We start from the raw sequence: 21,522 nt of genomic DNA, 5'->3' as shown, positions 1-21,522 counted from the left end.
GAGACCACGAAACACACGAAATACACGAAAGAGGTTTTCCGATTCCGTGTTTTCAGTGTGTTCCGTGGGCAGTCGCTTAGCTGGCGGAGGCTTCTAGTTCGGCTTGGACGGCGGCGGCTACGGTGGCGGCGTCGCCTGCGCGGTCTTGTTCGTCGCCCCATTTGAACTGGGCGGTGTAGTCGACTTCGGCGGTGAGGCCGAGGCGTTGGGCGGCGGCGTCGATGCGCTCCATGAAGGGCGTGGGCAGCTCGAGTTTCACCTCGGTGTATTCGTCGCTGGCTTTGATCTGCGCCGGCAGGTCCTGCCAGTAAAGGATCTGGTAGGTGGTCTGGGTGCCCTTGGGTTGATCGGCGGCGGGAGCAGCGGCCGGGGCGGCGGTGGGTTTGTTGGTGGGGGCGTCGCCCTTGCCCATGAAGGAGAGGAAGAGGTCGACCGCGGAGGAGGCGTCGGCACCGTAACCATCGGCGCCGATTTCGTCGGCGAACATCTGGCTGATGGGCGCACCGCCGATGGCGAACTTCACGTCGCGACCGTCGGCTTCGAAGCCGTCGATGACGGTCTTCATGTAGGTCATGGTGGTGGTGAGCAGCGCGGACATGCCGATGATGTCGGGCTTACAGTTGTCGGCGGCGGCCATGAACTTTTCGACGCTTTGGTCGACGCCGATGTCGACGACTTCGAAGCCGGCGCCTTCGGCCATCATGCAGACGAGGTTCTTGCCGATGTCGTGCAGGTCGCCGCGGACGGTGCCCATCATGAGGGTGCCGACTTTGGACGAGTTGCCGCCCTCTTCGTCGCCGGCGAGCAGGGGCTTGAGCACGGCCATGCCGGCCTTCATGGCGCGGGCGGCGATGAGGACTTCGGGGACGTAGAGGACGTTGTGTTTAAAGTCCTCGCCGACGACGGACATGCCGGCGATGAGGCCTTCGGAGAGCACCTCCTGGGGCGTCTTACCCTCGTCGAGCGCGGCCTGGGTCATTTCGGCGACCTTGGGTCCGTTGCCCTCGTAGAGGAATTGGTTCATGAGTGCGTAATCAGGCATGGGGAGAATGAGGAATGGTGAAGAGTGAATGGTGAAAGAGGCGGTAGGCTGGTGGCTTTTGGCTTATCGCTTCAGGCTACTCGCCGCGTCTCGCGGCGTTGTAGGCGTTGAGGGCGGAGAGCATGGCTTCGATGTTGGCCTTGGGCATGCCGGGTGAGGTGCCGCCGCCGACGGAGAGGATGATGCGTTCACCTTCGGACTTGTTGAGCACGTCCATGGTGGCTTCGTAGCACTCCTCGGGGGTGCCGCGGACGCCGATCTCGAGCGGGTTGACGTTGCCCATGAGGGTCATGTCTTCGCCGATCTGGAATTTGACGTCCTCGATGTCGGTCTGCTTGCCCCAGTTGAGCACGTTGAAGCCGACGTCGGGGAGGTGCTCCATACAGGCTTCGATGGAGGCGTCGTTGTGATAGATCTTCACCCAATCCTTCGGGAAGGCATCGCAGATGCGCTTGAGGTAGGGGTGGCAGAACTCCTGATAGTGTTCCTCGTTCACGAAGCCGACGATGTCGTCGAGAATGAAGATGCCTTCAACGCAGTCGCCGATGGCTTTGGCCTGGGCCTTGAGCCAGTCGATGATGAGGCGGGTGCAGAGGTCGAGGAGCTTGTGGGCGTGCTCGGGCTTATCGACCAGATCGAGCATGAAGTCGGCGGTGTTGCGGACGAAGCCGGCGGTGCACATCGGACCGCGGGCGGTGACGATGGGCATGATGTAACCGGCGTCGAAGACACGCTGCTTTTGCATGCGGATGCGATGCAGGGTCATGGCCATGAAGGCGTCGGCCTCGACCTCGTATTCGTGCAGCTTGTCGACGTCTTCGATGCGGAAGAGGCCATGGTATTCGGAGGGCGTGTTGTCTGGCCAGAACTTGATCTTGGCGCCGAGGGCGGAGGGTTCGGCGGCCATGCCGTATTCCATCCACCAACCGGGGATGAAGATGACGTCGGGGAACTCCTGGTGGATCTTGAGGTGGCAGTTGAACCAGACCTCGGGATCGAGGAAGAAGTCCATGTGCTTCACGCCGCAATAGCCCGGGATCCAGGGGCTATCGATGATCATGGCCATCGGGATGTTATCGAGGCGTTCGCCGTGGGCGGCTTTCTTAAAGATTTCCCATTGTTCGGGGCGCATAGGGGTAGGTGGGTTTTAGGATTTAGGTTTTAGGTGAGCTGGCTGAGTGGCAGGGCGGTGTTTTTAACCACGGATGGACACGGATGGCTTCGCCTACCGGCTACGCACAGCAGGGCCTTTTGATCTGTGTCTATCTGTGTTCATCTGTGGTTATAAAAGCAGACGGACGGATTATTCAGCTGGGGGTTGGAGGTAGACTTCTTTGCCGCGGATTTCGATTTGGGCGCCGGCGTCGGTGGCGGCTTCTTCGAGGGCCTTGTGCAGCATGTTCTTCACGTCGGGACCGTGCTCGAGGCGGCGGAGCAGGCCCTCACCTTTGGCCTTGTTGATGCGGAGCATGAGCTTCAGGCCCTTGCGCTTGCACATGACCTTGGTGCCGTCGTCGAGTTTGACGGTGAGTTGTTTGATGAAGGCGCTGGCGTAGTGCACGCCGACGCCGGACTTGTCGGAGAAATTGCCGGGCAGTTTCTCGTCGGTGGCGGGGTCGATATCGCAGAGTTTGATCATTGTGTTGGAAGTATTGAGTAGCGGGTAGCGAGTAGTGAGTAGGTTCGGCTGACGTCCTGCAGGCGCGGGGTCGGTCCTCCCGGTGGTTAGGATTTGGGGTTTTAGGATTTTGGATTTTGCTGAGTTTCGCTCAGTGCGTAGTGGAGGGTTTCGAGGGCGAGGCCCCATTTGTGGGCGCGGGAGGTGGCGTCGCAGTAACAGCCGCTTTGGCGGGTTTCGCGGGGCCAGGAGAGCACGGCGTCGAGGGGCTGGCCGACGACGGGCGGCGGTTCGGCGATGCGACGTTGGGTGGCTTCGGGATCGCGCAGCCAGGCGCATTGCTGGGTGTGGCCGGTGTCGCCGGGGGCCGGTTCGCAGGACGTATCCAATATCCGGTGACTGTCGGTGGCGGGACCGAGTTTGATGCGGTAGTCGAAGGCGAGCGGGTGGCCCATGTTGGAGCAGGTGCTGCCTTCGAAACGGAAGGTGGCGGTGAGGGTGCCGTTGTCGTGATAGTCGAGACGGAGGCGCTGGTCGGCCCATTTGCGGAGCGCGCGGCGGGCGACGGTGTATTGGGGAGTCGGTGACACGGGCTTGGGCTCGGCGATGGCGACCGGGGCGTGTTGGTAGGGCGCGCGGCGATATTGGCAGGGCTCGAAGGCGCAACGCTGGCAGGGCTTGAGGGCGGGTGTCGCGAGGGCGTCCGGGGTGCGCGGGATGAGACCGAAGATGCCGAACTGGGTTTTCTTGGGCCGAATCATGCCGCTGGAGAGGACCTCGATGGGCTCGGGCAGCGGTTGGGTCTGGTTCTGGCGGATCAGGTCGTGAAGGCGGTTTTGCTCGGAGACATCCCAGCCGGCGTAGCCCGGGCTGTAGTGCGGGATGGCCATGAGCCCGGCGGGTTCGGCGAGGTCGCAGATGCGGCCGAGGAGGGAGGCCACGAGGTGTTCGACGACGGCGGAACCGTAGACTTCGGCAAAGAAATATTCGTCGGGTTTACCTTCCTGCCAAAGGGCGTTTGAGCGCGTGGCGATGGCGGCGCCGGCTCCGACGGCGGCGAGCATGACGCGGGTGGCGCCGGCGTCGCGCAGGTGGGCGAGCAGTTTGGGCGAATTGAAGCGGGTGCCGTCGATGTGGAGCGCGTCGTTGCTCAGATCGAGGGAGGCTTCGCGCAGGTAGATCCAGGGTTGGCCGTGGGTGGCATACCACGCGACGGTTTGTTGGGTGAGCGCGTGGATGCGTTCGTCCGGTTCGTGACCGGGTGGGTAACCGAGCAGGCGGTGATATTCGGCGCGGGGCACGTCGATGGTCAGCGCGGTGAGCAGGGTTTCCGGGACTGGAGCGAGGGCGGGCAAAAGGGGCGGAGGGGCAGGGCGGTTTTTTTAACCACGAATGCGCCAGAGGCGCACAAGTGGACACGAAGGGCTTCGCCTACCGGCTACGCACTGGAACCGAGCAAAAAAGTGAAACGGTAGTGGAGCTATTCGTGTTCATTCGTGGTTAAGAAAACTCGTTGGTGGGGGTGGATTGGAAGGGGGCGAATTGGCAGCCTTCGACGAAGACGTCGAAGAAGTGGGGGTGGGTCTCGAGGCGGCAGTGTTCAACGCGGCGGACGAGGGCTTCGAGTTCCGTGCGTTTGGTTTTGGAGAGGAGGGCGATGCAGGCGCCTTCGACGGCGGCGTTGCCGACGCGGCGGATCTTGGCGTCGGGGATGTCGGGGATGAGACCGATGCGTTTGGAGGCCTCGAGGTCGAGGTGACGACCGAAGCCGCCGGCGAGGTAAAAGACGTCGAGCTGGTCGGCGCTGATCCCGAAGTGTTCGAAGATGATCTGCAGGCCGGCGACGTTGGCGCCTTTGGCCTGGGCGAGGTTGTTGACGTCGGCTTCGGAGAAGGTGACGCCGGGGGCAACCTCGATGGGTTCCTCGTCGAACTCGAAACGGCCGAGGCGGTTCATGCGATCGCCGCGCACAAGTTCGCTGAGCAGGGAGACCAGGCCGGAGCCACAGAGGCCGACGGGCGTTTCGGTTTCGCCTCCGATGACGGAGACGGTGAATTCCTCGTCGTCGTCCATCATCACTTTTTCGATGGCGCCGGGGAGGCCGGGCATCCCGCAGGAAATCTGGCCACCCTCGAAGGCGGGGCCGGCGGGGCAGGAGGCGGCGACGACGCGGTCTTTGTTGCCGAGGACGAGTTCGGTGTTGGTGCCGATGTCCATGATGGCAACGAGGCGGTCCTCGTGCTGGATGTCGGCGGCGAGCATGCAGGCGGCGGTGTCGGCGCCGACGTGGCCGCTCATGATGGGCATGCCGTAGAGACGCGCGGCCGGGTGGACGGCGAGGCCGAGTTTTTTGGCCGTGGTGGTGAGCACGGTGGAGTCGCGCTTGCCCTCGGCCATCTCGTGTTCGGTGAGCGACTGGTAGGGGCTCTGGCCGATGGTGTAGACGGAGAGCCGAAAGAACATGTCCCGCATGGTGGAGTTGCCGGCGATGACGACTTCGTAGATCGAGTCGGCGGGCACGGGCAGTTCCGCGATGGCGTGGTTGAGGTAACCGAGCAGGGTGCGCTGGAGAGAGCGGGTCTTGTCTTCGGTGTCGAAGGCGATGCGCGCCATGACATCGGAGCCGCCGAAGCGTTGCGGGTTCTCGAAGGAGGAGGTGGCGACGAGGGCGCCGGACTCGAGGTCGAGCAGGCGGAGCACGACGGTGGTGGTGCCGATGTCGAGGGCGATGCCGTGAGCGGGATCGCTGACCGGGCGCCGGTCGATTTCGACGCCGTCGAGCAGGATGCGTTCGCCGTCGCGGGTGACGCAGGGCTCGGGCGTGAAACCGGCGGCATGGACGGGAAGTTCGTAGGCTTCGTTTTCGACGCGCAGGGTGCCGCGCCGCATGGTGTGGGCGTGAACCTCGGCATCGGCGGGAGCGTCGGCGGCGAGGCGGGTGCGGCAGGAGAGGCGGAAGCCGGCGGTGAGATGCTGCTCCTCGGGGCCGGGCGCGCTGAGGTGTTCGGCGCCCGTAGTGATTTCCATGATACACTCGCGGCACTTGCCCTGTTTGCGGCACGACGTGGGCACGCGGATGCCGAGGTGTTCGGCATGGTCGAAGAGCGTCGCGGTGGAATCAGCGGCGACGTCGACGGGCTGGGCGTTGAGCAAAAGGCGGGGCACGTGGACGGGGAATGGGCCTAGAGGCAGGGAATTTTTTTAACCACGGATGGACACGGATGGCTTCGTCTACCGACTACGCACTGGAACGTGGTGGTTGGGGTTTGGGATTTAGGATTTGGGATTTCCGGCGGCGTTGGCGCCGGTGAGTGTTTTGAGGCCGGCGGCCATGAAGCCGAGGGCGTAGGCCATGCCGGCGTGCCAGGGGGCGGCGCAGGACATCTGCGGGGCGTGGTCGGGGATGACGACGCCGTCGAAACCGCAGTCGTGGAGGATGCGCATGACGCGCAGCACATCGACGTCGCCGTCGTCGATGAAGGACTCTTTGTAGGTCGGAACCTTGCCGACGACGTTGCGGAGGTGGACGTAGCCGAGGCGGTTTTGGCGGGCGTAGGTTTCGACCACCTCGTAGACGTCGCCCTCGGTCATTTCGGCGAGGGAGCCGACGCAGAACTCGAGGGTGTTGGCCGGGCTCGGGTTGAGGTCGATGAGGCGTTGATACATCGACGGCTGATAGACCAAGCGCGGCGTGCCGCGGATGGTCGGCATGGGCGGGTCGTCGGGGTGGGCGGCAAGTTTAACCCCGGCCTCCTCCGCGACCGGCAGGACATCGTCGAGGAAGCGGTGGAGGCGGTCCCACAATTGCTCGTGGGTGACGGGGGGTAGGGGTTGGTCGAGGTCGGCAGTGGGATCGATGATCATGTTCCACGCCATGCCTTGGGTCATCGGCAGGTCGTAGGGACCTTCCATGCCGACGGCGGGAGCGCTGCCGCGGGCGTAGTTGCCGGTGGTGCGGCCGGCGACGCCGGCGAGCGAAAAGTTGTAGCCCATGATCGGGATGCCGGCCTGGCCGAGGCGGCGGATCGTGGTGCGCACGTTCTCCACGTGGCGGTCGCGTTGCGGACCATCGAGGAGGATGTCGTGCCAGTGGGCGGGGTCGAAGTTCTCGATGGCTTCGAGGGTGAGGCCGGCGGCTTCGACGTCGCGGCGGATGGCGACGAGTTCGTCGACGGTCCAGAGTTGGTCGGGGTCGCCGGCCAGGCCCCAACCGCGATCGGTGCCGGTGGGTTGGTCTTCGGCGTGGGCGTGTTGGCCACCGCGGAAGTAGTCCACCATGTGGCCCACGATATGGGTCGCGCCTGCTTGGCGCGCGAAGGCCAGATTTTCAGGCGTGAGCATGTGCCGGTAGAGGCCAAGACCGAGTTTCATGGGTGCAGGGAGGGGGAGGGGATTTGGATTCCCGGGGCGGGGAGAATGAGGAGCGTAGGCTCCGGTTGGTGGAGCGCTACTGCGCATGTGCTCAACTGTTGATTTTCGGGCGGCAATTGACCACGAAGACGGAGCGGAGGGGCAGGATGACGCGGGCGGGGACGTCCGCGTTCGCCAGCGGGGATTCGCTTACGCGATCGGGGCGTCCAGGGCGGCGCGCAGGGCGGTGGCGAGGGACCGGCGATCGAAGGGTTTGGGCAGGAAACTGAACCCTTCCCGGCTGAGGTTGGAACCGGCGAGGATTTGTTGGCTGTAGCCGCTGGTGAGCAGGATGCGGAGGGCGGGATCGGCGGCGCGGAGTTCGCGGCCGAGGGTGATGCCGTCGGTTTCACCGGGCATGACGATATCGGAGAAGAGCAGGTGGACGGCGCCGGGGTGTTCGGCGAGGCAATGGCGGGCGTGGTCGGCGTCGTGGGCGGCGATCACGGTATAGCCGAGCTCCTCAAGCATGGCGCTGGTGGCTTTGCGCACAGCGGCCTCGTCTTCGACGTAGAGGACTACCTCCTGGCGGGGCGGGGAGGGAAAGTTGGGTTTGGCGGTCGCGGGGGAGGACCGGGGGGCCGGGATGGTGGGGATGAAAAGGGTGAAGGTGGTGCCGCGGCCCGGGGTGCTGTCGACCTCGATCCAACCGTTGTGTTGGTGAACGATGCCGTCGGCGGAGGCGAGCCCAAGGCCCGTGCCTTTGCCGGGTCCTTTGGTGGTGAAGAAGGGTTCAAACAAGTGGGATTGATCCTCGTCACTGATGCCTACTCCGGTGTCGCGGACGGAGAGTCGCACGTGGGGCGAGGGAGGCGCTGACGATGGTGGGGGGGCGGGGGTATGCTGGTTGGTTTTGATCTGAACTCGGCTGCGCGTTTCGATGGTCGTGGCGCTGAGGTGGAGTTGCCCGCCCCGCGGCATGGCGTCGCGGGCATTTACGCAGAGGTTGAGCAAGGCCTGATCGAGTATGGCCGGGTCGGCGGCGATCCAGAGTCCGGTTGGACAATCGATCTGCAGTTCAATGTTTTCGGGCAGCAGGCGACGGAGCAGGCGCGAGAGTTCTTCGAGACGCGGGGCGAGCTCCACGGGCTCGAGCTGCATGGAGCGGCGGCGGGCGAACATGAGCAGTTGCTCGGTGAGGCGGGTGGCGCGTTTAGAGAGCCCGTGCAACTCGCCGAGGGACTCTGCGATGGGTCCGCGCGGGTTTTTAATCTGCAGCAGCTCGATGTTCATGATCATGGCTGCGAGGAGATTGTTGAAATCGTGGGCGACGCCGCCGGCGAGTTGGCCGATCACGGCGAGTTTGTCGGCCTGCTGGACCCGGGCTTCGAGCTGTTTGCGCTCCGTGATCTCGATGAGCGACCCCGTGAGGTGGGTGGCCGGACCGCGATGATTTTGCACGAGCGCGCCACGCAGGTTGAACCAGCGGAGCTGGTGCTGGGCGTCGGGGAAACGCACATCCACGTCGAGCGGCATGCTGGCGTCGTCGCGCAGGGCGCCGATCGCCCGGCGGGCGGCGTTGATGTCGTCGGTGGACATGCGCTGCAGGAACGTTTCGAGTGGTTCGTGGAGTGGCTCGGCGCCGAAGCCGAGGAGTTTGCGGAAGCGGCCGGAAATCTCGATCTGCTGAGTCGGCAGGTGCAGTTCCCAGGTGGCGGCGTTGGAACTGCGCACGGCGGCAGCGCGGCGTTGTTCGCTCTGGCGGGCACGGGCTTCGGCGCGACGTTCGTTGGAGATGACGATGGCGGGCACCATGCCCACGAGCACGAAGAGACCGATGCTGAGCAGCATCTCGATACTCTTGGCGGCCGGGGTGAGGTCGCTGCTGCCGATGGAGCCGTAGCCGAAGGCATTGAACCAGTGGGCGATGATCGCGGCGATGAGAATGGTGGCGGCGGCGCCCCGGCGACCGAAGCGCACGGCGGCCCAAATGACGAAGGGGAAGGAGGCGTAGAGGGTCTCGGTGCGTTCCGGCCAGCCGACGAGAAAGGATGCCGTGGTGAGCACGATGAGTCCGTAGCCGAGCACGGTGCCTTCGATCACTTGAGCGATGGTGAAAGGACGGGCGGGGGCCGTGCGGGGCTGCGTCCACAGCAGGATGAAGGGCGTTACCAGCAGGACGCCCAGCAGGTCGCTGGAATACCAAGCGATGATGTTGCTCAGGAGGGAGATCTCTGGGGACCATCCATTGATCAACAACGCGCCGGAAACCGAGGTGGGCACGAGCGCGACGCAGCCGCCTAGGACGATGATCAACGCGAACTCGCGTAATGAGCGCAGCAGCGGCCGCGGGGCCACAAAATGCCGCACCAGCGCGGCGCCCAATACGGCGGAGACACTGTTGCCTAGATGGGCCGTCAGCAGCATGGAGAGGGGCCAGGACCACTGCGGAAACAACACCCGGTTGAAGCACAGGTCGCCGAGACCGGCGCCCACCACCACGATCCACCATTGGCGGGGAGACGTGAGCAAGAGGATGCCCAGATACAAACCGCTCGGCAGCCAGAAGTAGGACACGCCGTCCACCCAGATGGAGAAATAGCCGGAGAAGGAGGCGCCGGCGCAATAGCCCACCATGGTCACCAAACAAAGGAGCCAAGGGTGGTAGTGCGTGGGCGTCGCGGGCGAGTTGGCTGGAGGAGGGGAAGCGGACGGAGGCACCGAAGGAAAAGCCGAAAGCGAGTTTGGTGGAGGATCTTGGGTAAACCGGTCTGCGCCGCAAGCGGTTAGCGTAACGTCCAGCGGATGCGCGCGGGATTGGCGATTGCGAGCGCGGGACGCGGGAGCATGATCGCGCCTCATGTCGTCCTACCCCACGCTTCGTCGACGCGACTTTCTTACTTCACTCGGTGTGGCCGGCTCGGCCGCCCTCTTGCTCCCGCGCTCGCTGCGCGCCGCGCCATCGGACCAGCTGAAGATCGGCTTCATCGGTGCCGGCGGTTGGGCCCAGGCGGCGATCAGCGGACAGGTGGAGCAGCACTACGTGGCGTTCTGTGATGTCGACGACGAGCGTGCGGCGAAGACTTACGCGGACCATCCACAGGTGCCGCACTACCGCGACGTGCGGAAATTTCTCGACCGGCATGCGGCGGAGATGGACGGCGTGGTCATCACGACACCGGACCACGCGCACTACCCGCTGGCGATGATGGCGATGGAGGCCGGGCTGAACGTGTATTTGGAAAAACCCATGGCGACGACGCCGTGGGAATGCCGGCGCATCGCGGCGGCGGCGGCGTTTCACGGCGTGTCGACCCAGCTCGGCACGCAGGGCCATGCGATGGAAGGCACCCGGCTGCTGCGGGAGTGGATTGCCAGCGGCGTGGTCGGTCCGGTGACCGATGTGTGGCTGTGGACCGATCGCACCCAGAAGCGCATTTCCATCTGGTCCGAAACGCTGGCCGAGGCGGAGCCGGAGCGCGACACGATCGATTGGCGGGCCTGGTTGATGGACCGCCCCTACCGTCCCTACAGCTCGCAGTATGCGCCGCAGGTGTGGCGCAATTGGTGGGGCTTCGGCAGCGGGGCGATCTGCGACATCGGCATGCACATGTTTGATGCGGTGCGTTTCGCGCTCGATACGGGGTTCCCGGAGAGCGTGATTCCGGAAGTGTCGGGAGTTTCTGAATACACCATCCCGCAGTGGGCGAACCTGCGTTACCGTTTCCCTGCGCGCGGCTCGCATCCGCCGCTCACGGTGCACTGGCGCAATGGCTGGAAGGGCGACGTGCAGAATCATCCGAGCGGCATCCCGCACGTGCCCGACGAGGTGGTGCGCGAGACGAAGAACGGCATGGCCTTCGCCGGGCCGGAGGGGACGATGTTCATCCCGGACATGCGGGTGAGTCGCAGTCCGAAGATCTACCCCGAGGCGCGCGAGCAGGAGGTGCGGGCCAACCGTCCGGCCAAGTGGTTGCCGCGGGTGAAGGGCGGGCACTTCCAGGATTGGTATAACGCCATCCACGCTGGCCGCAGCGGCGGGGCGGACTTCGCTTACGGCGCAGCGCTCACCGAGCAGGTGTTGCTGGGCGCTCTGGCGGAGCGTTCCGGTGAAGAGATCCGTTGGGATGCGGCCAGCATGACCGCGATAGGTTCACCGAAGGCCACCGCGATGGCGCGGCCGGAGCGGCGCGATGGCGCGTGGCAACCGACCAGGGAACTCGCGGCGGTGTTGGCCAAGTTGCCGGATTAGATTCCGCTGAAGGCGAAGAAAACCGCCATGGCGACGGCGAGCAGGAACGAGTAACCCAGAATGGCGGCGAAGCTCTTCCAGATGGCGGTCCACCAGCGCAGTTCGAAGGCGCGCCGCAGGCTCAGAATCAGGTAGATCACGGGCAACGCCTGCGGAATCGCATCCACCCCGTAACCGAGCATGCGGGTGATGCCGGACAGGCTGGCCGGGGCCAGATCAAGCAGGCCGCCCAGCACCAGCTGCAGCCAGAACCAGGCGAACCAGATTGAGTGGAGGTGGATGGCGAAAACCAGATACTCAACGAAGTAGCCGCCAGGCCGACAGCGGAGCAATTTCAGCAGGCCGGCCAGGGCAGGGACAAAGAAGAAGAGCAGGTATTGCATCGCTGGGCCGATAATCTCCGCAGCAGCCCCACTTTCTTTGGTGGTGGTGAGGCTGACGAAGAGGACCCGGTCCTGACCGAGGAACGACAGGGTCACGAAGTAGATGACGCTGATGCCCAAATAAATGCGCAGGGGCGGAAGCTGAGCGGCACGGCGGCCGGCGTTGTAGTCGGCCGTGACCTGGCCGGGGTGGAGGAAAAGCGTGCGCAGGGTGCGCCAGAAAAGACCATCGACGTTGAGAAACGTGGAGGTGGCCTCACCCAGCACGTCACGCAGGGGGAGGCGGGTGGGCTGCGCTTTTTGGCCGCAGTGCGGGCAAAAGCGATCGGTGAGCGGCGTGCCGCAGTTCAGACAGGATCCGGGCGCTGGCGGTTCGGTGGCCATGACACGAACGCAAGCGGAGTCGCGGCGTCATGGCGAGCGTGGGGTGGCGGCGGCGGTTGTGATGGAGCCGAGGGGCAGCGTAGCGCGAGCGAGCTCGCAGCCTACATTGCCTTTACGAAATCTCACTGTAGGCCGCGAGCTCGCTCGCGCTGCGTTGCCTCAGTGCAGGGCGCTCAGTAACGCACTTCGAGGGTGACGTTGCCGTTGATGTCGATGAAGCCGGGCTCGACGGCGGCGGAGGAGCCGGCCGAGGACTCCATGGCCATGCTGTGCATGACACCGCGCTGGAGCGGGCGCACGGGGCCGGTAGTGTTGACGTGGATACGCACGACCTCGGCCAGTTCGTAGTCGAGGGTGGCGAGCACGGCCTCGGCGGTGGCGCGGGCTTCGCGGGTGGCGGATTGCAGGGCCTCGGTGCGGGCGGCCGCGATCGCGTCGTCGGCGGCAAGGAAGGCGAACTGGGTCACGCGGTTGGCGCCGGCTTCGACGACACCGGAGGCAAACTCACCGGCGCGCTCGGCGGGCACCACGAACGAAGCGTTCCACTGGGCTTGGTAGCCGGTGATCTGCGGGCCTTCGTCGGCCATGGAGCTCGCCTTCATGCGGCTGTAGATCGGATTGAGCGTGAGGGCACCGGCTTGGATACGCTCGGCGCCTTCGCTCTCGAGAAAATCGAGGACGGCGCGGGAGGGGTCAACGACGGCGCGGTTGGCCTCGGCCGAGGTCTTTTCGCGGGCCTCGATGATGATGGAAATCTGGGCAAGGGTGGCCGGGATGCGCACGGTGTCCTCACCTGTGACGGTGAGGATGCGGCGCTCGGCCTCCATGCTGTGTTCGTCGGCGCGGACGGTGGACGCCAGCGGCAGGCTGGCGGCAGTGAGCAGGAGGGCGGCGGCGGTGAAACGGCGGAAAATGGAGTTCATGATGGGAGGGTTTGGTCCTCCCATCGACAGCACGATTGGCGAATGGTTTCGTGTGCTCAGTCCGCGCGCAGAGCGACCATGGGATCGACGCGGGCGGCGCGGGCGGCGGGGAGGAGGCCCGCGAAGGTCGCGCAAACCAGCACGGCGACGGCGGCGGTGGCGTAGATGGCGAGGTCGAAGGCGGCGACGCCGTAGAGCAGGCTGCTCATGAGTTGGTTGGCCGCGAGAGCGAGGAGGAGTCCGCCGGCGAGGCCGAGGATCGCGAGGCGCAAGGTGCGACCGACGACGTCGGCGCGGACGGCGCTGGTGGTCGCGCCGAGGGCCATGCGAATGCCGATCTCTTTGGTGCGTTGGGTGACCGTGTAGGCGATGACGCCGTAGAGGCCGAGGGCGGCCAGGGCGAGGGAGATACCGGCGAAGCCGCCGATGAGGCCGGTGAGCATGCGACGGGAGGAGTTGGCGCGATCAACGAGTTCGCTCAGCGGGCGCATTTGGCTGAAGGGCAGCGAGGGATCGAGCGCGCCCAAGGCGCTGGCCAAGTCCTGGCGCAGGGCCGCGAGTGGCAGCGATGAGCGCACCATCAGATCGAAGGAGCCGCTGGGTTGTTGGCGGTAGGGCAGATACATCTCGAAGCTGAGCGGCGACTCGGGACCGGCGTGACGGGTGTCGGCGACGATGCCGATCACTTCGCCTTGGGTGGTGGCTTGGCCGATGGGATCGCGGTCGGGGAAGAGGCGTTGGGCGAGACGTTGGTTGAGGATGACGACCTCGGGGTGTTCGCTGTCGTCGAGGCGGGTGAAGTCGCGGCCGCGCAGGAGGGCGATGTTCATGGCGTCGAAGAGACCGGGGCTGACGATCTTCACCCGGGCGCCCAGAAACTCGTCGGGTTGGGAGCGGTCGGTCGGACTCTTAAACGCGCCGATGCCCCAGGTGCGGTCGCGTTCGATGGGCAGGGCATCGGTGAAGCCGGCGGCGCTGACGCCGGGCAAGGCGAGGGTGCGATCGAGCAAGGGCGTGAGGTAGGGCGCGTGTTCCTCGGGCGGGCGCAACATGTCGACGCGCAGGGCATAGAGGTCGCGGGCTTCGTAACCGAGGTCGACGGCGAGGACGTTTTGCAGGCTGCGGGTGGCGAGACCGGCGGAAATGGCGAGAGCGGAGGCGAGGGCGACTTCGAGCACGACGAGCAGCGAACGGGCGTGGGTGAGGCTGCGACCGGCGGTGCCGCCGCGGGCCTGTTGGTGCAGAGCGCCGCAGGCGTCGTCGTCGGCGCGGCTGAGTCGCCAGGCCGGACCGAGTCCGCAGACGACGGCGGTGAGGGCGCTGATCACGACCATGAAGGCGAGCGCGGTGCCGTCGAGTTGGAGACCTTGGAGAAGGGGGATTTCGATCGACGAGCGGCGGGCGAGAAAGGTGATCGCACCGCTGGCCAGCAGCGTGCCGCCGAGGGCACCAAAGGAGACGAGCACGGCGCTTTCGGTGAGGAGTTGGCGCAGGAGGCGACCGCGCCCGGCCCCGAGGGCGGCGCGCACGGCGAGTTCTCGGCCGCGACTGGCACCGCGGGCGAGGAGGAGTCCACCGAAGTTGAAGGCAACGATGGCGAGCACGAGCGCGGCGGCGGTGCCGAGGAAGAGCAAGGGCTGGCGCAGACGATCCGTGAGCACGTCGTGCAGCGGGGCGACATTTGCACGGTGGAAATCGCTGCGGTTGGGGATCTCGGTGAGCAGGCGCTGCATGACGAGATCGAGTTCGGCGTCGGCGGCGGCGGGCGTGACGTCGGGCGCGAGGCGGCCGATCAGTTGCAGGGTGTTGCCGTAGTTGCGGCGGTTCTCGGGGGTGAGGATGGCGTAGGCGTCGACGCGCACGGCCGGGTAGAAAAGTTGGGCAAAGGTATCGGTGGCGGGCAGGACGCCGATGACGGTGATGGGCCGTCCGCCGATGCGCACGCTGCGGCCGATGATGGCGGGGTCGCCGCCGAAGCGCTGTTGCCACATCTGATGCGTGATAATGATGACGGGTGCGCCGTCGTCGATGGCGTCGGCGGTGGAGAAGAGGCGGCCGAGCTCGGGGTGGATGCCGAGCAGGGGGAAGAGACCTTGGGTGACGAAGACGAGGTTGCTGGTCTGGGTGGTGGCGGCGTCGATCTCGACCGGGTAAGTTTGGCGGAGGGAAAACGGATCGTAGGCCTCGATGGCATCGAAGGAGCGGCTTTGGTTGAGCATGCCCTCCCAGCTGTCGACTCGGTGGGTGCGCGAGGAGAGGTCGCGGTCGGCGTTGGCGGGATCGCCGTTGGAAATCTCGACGAGGCGCTCGGCGGCCGGGGCCGGGAGTGGGCGCAGGAGGACGGTATTGATGAGGCTGAAGACGGCAGTGTTGAGGCCCACGCCGATGGCGAGCACGAGCACGGCGATGACGGCGAAGGTGCGCTCGCGGCGAAGTTGGCGGAAGGTGTGGCGCAGGTCCTGGGCGAGGTGCTCCAGCCACGGCAGGCTGCGGGTGTCGCGGTGGAGTTCGGTGGCGGCGTCGATGCTGCCGAGGGAAAGGTGAGCGGCGCGGCGGGCGGCGGCGGGCGACATGCCGCGGGCGAGGTTGTCCTCGGTGAGGCACTCGAGGTGATGGCGCAGCTCCTCGTCGAGATCAGCATCGAGGGTCGGCTTCTGGAAGACGGCGCGGAGGCGGGCGGTCAGCCGTTGGAAAAAGGCGGCGAGGCTCATGATGCGGCCTCCGGGTTCGGGTTGAGGGGTGGGGTGGTGGACGCGTCGAGGAAGCGGTCCATGATGTTGGCCACGCGGCGCCAGTTGGCGGCATCGGCGGCAAGGCGTTTCTCGCCGCGCGGGGTGAGGGTGTAGAACTTGGCGCGGCGGTTGTTGTCCGACGTGCCCCAATCGGCGGAGATCCAGCCGCCTTGCTGGAGGCGAACGAGCGCGGCGTAGATGGTGCCCTGGTTGAGCAGGATCTCGCCCCCGCCCACCTGTTCAATGCGGCGGGCGATGCCGTAACCGTGGAGCGGCCCAAGCGCGGCGAGCGACTGCAGCACCATCAAATCGAGGGTGCCCTGGAGCAGGTCGAGCTTGTCGGCGGGAGAGGGTGAAGACGGGGAGGTAGGAGCGGCGCGAGACATGTTTCCTGTGGGATTGCCACAGGAGGTGTTTTATTTCATGTGGGATGTCCACAGGAAAGTAGGAACCCCTGTCTCGTGAGGCAGGCGATGCGCAGCTAAAGCCGAGCGAAAGCAGTCCGGACACGCCCAACGAACCGTCCCTCACCAATGTTCGTAATACGAACATGTGGTTTAGTGCGGTAAGGTAAGATGCTGGTAAACAGCATGAAAAGGGATACTAGGGCGGGGCGATCTCTCGAATGTTCGTAATACGAACATTCGTGGGAAGGCTATCGCGCTGGGGGCGAGGAGGGTCGGCTGAAGCCGGACCCTACGGGGTGGGCGGGGTGAGGGTGAGGGCCAGGGGGAGCTCGGCGGAGGAGGTGCCGAGGTGGAGTTCGATGGGGAGCGATTCGAGGGTCCAGGCTTGGGCCTCGATGTTCCAGTAGGCGAACTCGCGGGTGGGGATGGTGATCTCGACGGGGACGGTCGCGCCGGGTTCGACGGGAGTGCGGGCGTAGCCGACGAGTTGTTGGCGGGGGCGGTCGACGGCCGACTGCGGGTAGCGGGCGTAGACTTGCACCACTTCGTCGCCGGGGCGGTCGCCGGTGTTGGTGAGCTGCACCGTCACGGTGGTGGTGGCGCCGTCGGTCGAGAGTTGGGCGGAGGCGTCGGCGAGGGTGAAGGTGGTGTAGCTGAGGCCGTAGCCGAAGGGGAACTGGGGCTCGGCTTCGGCATACATGTAGGTGCGGCCGTGGCGGATGTTGTAGTCCAACATGGGCGGCAGGTCGTTGATCGACTTGGGCCAAGTTTGGATGGTTTTGCCGCCGGGGTTGACGGTGCCGAAAAGCACGTCCGCGAGGCCGTTACCCTGTTCCTGCGAGGCGTGGGTGAGCTGCAGGATGGCGGGCACGTTTTGCACGGCCCACGGCATGGTGTAGGGGAAGTTGGCGATGAGGGCGAGGACGGTGCGCGGATTAACGGCGCGCACGCGTTGGAGGAAGGCGAGTTGGGCGGGGTCGAGATCGAGGGAGGCGCGATCGACTTCCTCTTTGCCCTCGCTGGGCGAAGTGACACGACCCCAGCCGGCGTTGCCTTCGGGGTGGTTGCCGAGACAGACGATGGCGACGTCGGCTTCGCTCGCGATTTTCACGGCGGTGTCGCTCATATCGCCGGCCCACATGACGCCGAACTTGGACGGCTCAAACATGGACGGGGCGGCCGAGTAGGCCTCGATGCCGTCGCGCGGGGTGACCTGGTAGGGAGGAGTGCCGGAATACCAATCGAGCAGGGTGAGGTTGGCCCAGGGTCCGACGACGGCGACCGAGCCGACGGTGGCGGGGTCGAGCGGGAGCAGGTGGTCCTCGTTGCGCAGGAGCACGATGGACTTGGCGGTGACTTCGCGCACGAGGGCGCGGGTGGCGGGGCGATCCCACGGCTCGGGCGTGCCGTCGGTCTCGTGTCCAATAACTGAATACGGCACGCGCTCGGGCGGATCGAAGAAGCCGAGGTCGAGGCAGAGGCGAAGGCGGCCGCGGATGGCGGCATCGAGGTCAGCTTCGGTGAGCAGACCTTGCTCGAGGGCGGGGAGGATGCCGTCGGTGCGATCGAGGAAGTGGTTGACCCCGGCCTTGATGACGGCGGCGGAAGCTTCGGTGAGCGACGGGAAGGCTTGGTGCGAGTTGACGAGGTGGGTGACGGCGCCGCCGTCGGAGCAGATGGTGCCGTCGAGGCCCCACTCGCCGATGACGATGTCGCGCACCATGGGGTGGAGGTGGCAGGGCGTGCCGTTGTGGGCGTTGTAGGCCAGCATCATGGAGCGGGCGCCGCCGTCGCGGATGGCGAGGTGGAAGGCCTTGGCGTAGTATTCGCGCCAGAGGCGTTCGTCGAAGTCCGAGGAGGTGTGGAAGCGGCCGTTCTCGTTGCTGTTGGCGAGGAAGTGTTTGAGCAGACAGGTGGCCTTCAGGTAGCGCGGGTCGTCGCCGCGGAGGCCGCGGGCAAAGGCGGCGGCGAGGGTGCCGGCGAGGTAGGGGTCTTCGCCGTAGACCTCTTCGGTGCGGCCCCAGCGAGGGTCGCGGGCGAGGTCGGCGTTGGGAGCCATGACCAGCAGGCCGGAGCGTTGGTATTTGGGGCTCTGGAACAGGTAGCGGGCTTCCTCGGCCTGGTTGGCGGCAACGCGTTGGAGGAGGGCCGGGTCCCAGGTGGAGGCGAGACCGTAGGCCTGGGGAAACTGGGTGGTGGGGGTGGGTTTGATTTTGCCCCAGTTGGACGGGCCGCCCTGGGCGACGCCGTGGTAACCCTCGGCGATGGGCGTGTAGGTAAGGCCGAGACGTGCGTTGCCCGGGGCGAAGCCAATGATATCGATCTTCTCGGCGGAGGTGAGGCGAGTAATGAGATCGTCGATACGTTGCTCGGTGGGCAGGTCGGGATTGCGGAACGGTGCGGTGTCGGTGGCCATGGCGGAAAAGGAGGGCGGGAGGTTTTCTACCGCTGTGGAGGCGGTGGGCGCAGCGAAAAGTGCGTTCCGATATTGCGGAAGTTGTGCGGGAAGTTGGCCGCGGTGGGCCCCGCGGGGCGGATGTCGGGCGTAAAGCCCGACCCACAAATGAGTTGCTCCTTAAAGATGTGGGTCGGGCTTTATGCCCGACTCCCCTAGGCCGACGGGCGGAGGGACGGGCCGTCGATCCATTGGGACTCGACCATTTCGACGCGGGGGATGGCGGGGATGCCGAAGTCGCGGTTGGCGATGCGGGCGGCAAGCAGTTCCACGGCCCAGGCGCCCATGAGGGTTTGGTTCTGTTGCAGGCCGGCGAAACCGCTGCCTTCCACCATGTGACTGAGCACGGCGACGCCGAGGTCGGCCGGGCGGCGGATTTGGTGCACATCAAGGATGAGTTTGAGCTGCGCGATGGCCGCGGGGGAGTGCACCAGCACGATGGCGTCGGGAGAATGGTCGGAGCGCCAACGCAGGAAGGGGCCGGCTTCGATTTCGTTGAGGCGCAGGATGGGCAGGGCGTGTTGGCTGCTGCCGAGCATGGCGTCGCACCAGCCGAGGTAGGCGGCGGAGTGGGAATGCTCGGTGCGGCTGTCCTCGTAGTCGCTGAGCACCAGCCCAATGCGGCGGTAGCCGAGGGCGTGGAGCCGTTCGCAGGCGTGGAAGGTGTCGCGGTAGGGGCGGCTGGTGACGCGGTGAAGTTTGGTTTTGATGGAAAAGCCAACGGTGACGACGGCGTAGCGGTCGAGGGTGGCGGGGAAGTCATCGTCGACGCGCGGACTGCCAAAGCAGAGCAAACCCTCGATGCCGCGGGTGCGCAGGATCTCGTCGAAACGGCGCAGGGTGAGACCGGGGGCGCGCAGCCACAGCGGTTCGAGGCGGTAGCCGATCTCGGACGCGCGTCGTGTCATGCCCTCGTGGATACGGGTGAGGTGGGTGGACTGCTCCCAGGGGCGTTGGTGGTCGTAGAGGGAGATGATGCCGAAACAGGCGCGCTCGCGCTGGGTGCGGGGTTTGCGCAGGTGGCGCATCATGTCGACGATGCGGGCATCGGGCGTGTAACCGTGTTCGGCGGCGAGGGCGCGCACGCGTTCCTTGGTCGCGGCGGAGATGCGCGGGCTGTCCCGCAGCGCCAGCGAGATGGCGGAAGGGGAGAGGTCGGCGAGTTTGGCGAGGTCGCGCAGGGTCACGGAGGAGAAACGCTGAAAAGCTAAAAACTGAAAAACTGAAAGGTGGGTGGCCCACGGAAGACACGGAAGACACGGAAGTAAACTGTTGAACGTGGCGAGAGGCTCGACGTGCGGGGGTGGGTCACGCAGGGTGGGCGGACCCCTTACCCTGCTTATGAAGACTCGATCCCTGATGATGTGTGGGCTGTTGAGCGCGTTGTCGCTGGCGGCCCGTCCGGTGCCGGTGCCGGCAACGGTTGAACCTGAAATGGTGCCTGGAGCGAAACCGCTGAACGTCGTCTTCATCCTGTCGGACGACCACCGCTGGGATGCGATGAGTTTTATGGGGCATCCGCTGGCGGATACGCCGAACATGGACCGACTGGCGGCGGAGGGGGCGCATTTGCGGAATGCTCTGGTGACCACGTCGCTGTGTTCGCCGAGTCGGGCGTCGATCTTGACGGGCCTTTACACCTTCCGGCATCGGGTGATCGACAACCAGCGGGCGATTCCGGAAGGCACGCTCTACTTCCCGCAGTATTTGCAGGCGGCGGGGTATGCGACGGGTTTCTTTGGCAAGTGGCACATGGGCAGCGAGGGGGATCAGCCGCAGCCGGGGTTTGACCGTTGGGTGAGTTTCCGCGGGCAGGGTCAGTATCTTCCGACGGGCAACACGCTGAATGTCGATGGCGAGCACGTGCCGCAGAAGGGCTACATCACGGGCGAGTTGACCGACTACGCGATCGATTGGCTGAAGCAGCAGAACGCGGCGGAGAAGCCGTTCTTCCTCTACCTCTCGCACAAGGCGGTGCATGCGAACTTCACGCCGGAGGAAAAATACGCCGGCTCGATGGCGGACCGGGATTGGGCGCGGCCGGCGTCGATGCGGTTGAGCGAGGAAATGGCGCGGGAGCGGCCGCGGTGGTTGCGGGATCAGCGCAACTCCTGGCACGGCGTCGACTTTCCCTACCACAGCGAACTCGACATCGATCAATATTACCGCGCTTACGGCGAGACGTTGACGTCGGTCGACGATAGCATCGGCCGTGTGATGGATCAGCTCGAGGCCATGGGTGTCGCCGACAACACGTTGGTGATCTACATGGGCGACAATGGTTTCATGTTTGGCGAGCACGGGCTCATCGACAAACGGGTGGCTTACGAAGCCTCGATTCGGGTGCCGATGTTGATGCGGTGTCCGTCGTTGATCGAGCCCGGCACCGTGATCGACGAAGTCGTCGCCAACATCGACATCGCGCCGACGGTGATGGAGTTGATGGGCGTGAAGCCGCCGGCGCATTTTGACGGGTCGAGCATGGCGCCGTTGTTGCGCGGCGAGGCGACGGCGTGGCGGGACTGGTTCCTGTATGTGTATTATTGGGAGCGTAACTTTCCGCAGTCGCCGACGGTCTTCGCGCTGCGCGGCGAGCGTTATAAATTCATCAGCTATTACGGGCTGTGGGATGCTGATGAACTCTACGACTTGCAGGCCGATCCGGACGAGATGCACAACCTGCGTTATGAGCCCGAGTATGCGGAGCTGGCGCAGGAGATGGAGACGCAGCTCTACGCCATGATGGAGGAAAAGGGCGGCATGGAGATCCCGATCAACGCGCCGCGCGGCAATTCACAAAACAAGCGTTACCGCTCGCGGAGTGGCGAAGAGGCGGCGGATTTCCCACGCGCGCTGGTGGTCGATGAGCCAATCAATGTGAATGCGCATTGAGGGGGCCGAGAGGCAGACGCTGTTTTGGACACAGAGTTCGCAGAGGGTGCACAGAGGGCACAGAGCGTGGGCGGAGGGGCAACG

At 65.4% G+C, this 21,522-nt stretch carries 15 protein-coding genes; 2 read left to right on the top strand and 13 right to left on the bottom strand.

The genetic code is table 11. The features are described 5' to 3' along the window. Window positions 1-76 precede the first annotated feature (76 nt). The 7 genes from K1X11_RS13710 to K1X11_RS13680 form a co-directional block, all read right to left on the bottom strand. Entirely contained in the window at window positions 77-1,042 is a 966-nt protein-coding gene (locus K1X11_RS13710; RefSeq protein WP_221032682.1) for a virulence factor, read from the bottom strand. Between the two features lie 76 nt (window positions 1,043-1,118). Then, on the bottom strand, window positions 1,119-2,174 hold the full coding sequence (locus tag K1X11_RS13705; RefSeq protein WP_221032681.1) for a uroporphyrinogen decarboxylase family protein: 1,056 nt from the start codon (window positions 2,172-2,174) through the stop codon (window positions 1,119-1,121). Window positions 2,175-2,345: 171 nt separating this feature from the next. Next, entirely contained in the window at window positions 2,346-2,681 is a 336-nt protein-coding gene (locus K1X11_RS13700; RefSeq protein ID WP_221032680.1) for a hypothetical protein, read from the bottom strand. Between the two features lie 101 nt (window positions 2,682-2,782). Next, window positions 2,783-4,015: a hypothetical protein gene (locus tag K1X11_RS13695; protein WP_221032679.1), complete on the bottom strand. Its 1,233-nt coding sequence runs from the start codon at window positions 4,013-4,015 to the stop codon at window positions 2,783-2,785. Between the two features lie 145 nt (window positions 4,016-4,160). Continuing rightward, window positions 4,161-5,825 carry an ASKHA domain-containing protein gene (locus tag K1X11_RS13690; protein ID WP_324725982.1) on the bottom strand — a complete coding sequence of 555 codons (1,665 nt, stop codon included), beginning with the start codon at window positions 5,823-5,825 and terminating at the stop codon, window positions 4,161-4,163. Between the two features lie 108 nt (window positions 5,826-5,933). Beyond that, window positions 5,934-7,031 (bottom strand): mannonate dehydratase, encoded by a 1,098-nt coding sequence (locus K1X11_RS13685; protein WP_221032678.1) that lies wholly within the window; start codon window positions 7,029-7,031, stop codon window positions 5,934-5,936. Window positions 7,032-7,220: 189 nt separating this feature from the next. Then, window positions 7,221-9,731: an MASE1 domain-containing protein gene (locus tag K1X11_RS13680; RefSeq protein WP_221032677.1), complete on the bottom strand. Its 2,511-nt coding sequence runs from the start codon at window positions 9,729-9,731 to the stop codon at window positions 7,221-7,223. 139 nt (window positions 9,732-9,870) lie between these two features. On the opposite strand from K1X11_RS13680, the gene K1X11_RS13675 reads away from it, so the two are divergent. Next, entirely contained in the window at window positions 9,871-11,262 is a 1,392-nt protein-coding gene (locus K1X11_RS13675) for a Gfo/Idh/MocA family protein (RefSeq protein WP_221032676.1), read from the top strand. On the opposite strand, the gene K1X11_RS13670 is transcribed toward K1X11_RS13675, so the two are convergent. The 6 genes from K1X11_RS13670 to K1X11_RS13645 form a co-directional block, all read right to left on the bottom strand. Next, complete coding sequence (locus K1X11_RS13670; protein WP_221032675.1) at window positions 11,259-12,029, bottom strand: DUF3667 domain-containing protein; 771 nt, start codon at window positions 12,027-12,029, stop codon at window positions 11,259-11,261. The genes K1X11_RS13675 and K1X11_RS13670 overlap by 4 nt on opposite strands. A gap of 173 nt (window positions 12,030-12,202) precedes the next feature. Further along, window positions 12,203-12,952, bottom strand: a complete 750-nt coding sequence (locus tag K1X11_RS13665; RefSeq protein ID WP_221032674.1) for an SIMPL domain-containing protein — start codon at window positions 12,950-12,952, stop codon at window positions 12,203-12,205. Window positions 12,953-13,008: 56 nt separating this feature from the next. Next, complete coding sequence (locus tag K1X11_RS13660; protein ID WP_221032673.1) at window positions 13,009-15,663, bottom strand: ABC transporter permease; 2,655 nt, start codon at window positions 15,661-15,663, stop codon at window positions 13,009-13,011. Next, window positions 15,660-16,070 (bottom strand): PadR family transcriptional regulator, encoded by a 411-nt coding sequence (locus K1X11_RS13655; protein WP_221032672.1) that lies wholly within the window; start codon window positions 16,068-16,070, stop codon window positions 15,660-15,662. The genes K1X11_RS13660 and K1X11_RS13655 overlap by 4 nt, the downstream gene beginning before the upstream one ends. 310 nt (window positions 16,071-16,380) lie before the next feature. Further along, entirely contained in the window at window positions 16,381-18,507 is a 2,127-nt protein-coding gene (locus K1X11_RS13650) for a glycoside hydrolase family 3 C-terminal domain-containing protein (protein WP_221032671.1), read from the bottom strand. A 194-nt stretch (window positions 18,508-18,701) separates the two neighbouring features. Then, window positions 18,702-19,733 carry a LacI family DNA-binding transcriptional regulator gene (locus K1X11_RS13645; RefSeq protein ID WP_221032670.1) on the bottom strand — a complete coding sequence of 344 codons (1,032 nt, stop codon included), beginning with the start codon at window positions 19,731-19,733 and terminating at the stop codon, window positions 18,702-18,704. Between the two features lie 154 nt (window positions 19,734-19,887). Between K1X11_RS13645 and K1X11_RS13640 the strand changes: the two genes are divergently transcribed. After that, complete coding sequence (locus tag K1X11_RS13640; RefSeq protein WP_221032669.1) at window positions 19,888-21,438, top strand: sulfatase family protein; 1,551 nt, start codon at window positions 19,888-19,890, stop codon at window positions 21,436-21,438. Window positions 21,439-21,522 lie beyond the last annotated feature (84 nt).

Source organism: Actomonas aquatica (assembly GCF_019679435.2).
Taxonomy (GTDB): Bacteria; Verrucomicrobiota; Verrucomicrobiia; order Opitutales; family Opitutaceae; genus Actomonas; species Actomonas aquatica.
The sequence above is the reverse complement of the archived record's forward strand: the minus strand, read 5'-3'. Positions and strand labels throughout refer to the sequence as shown.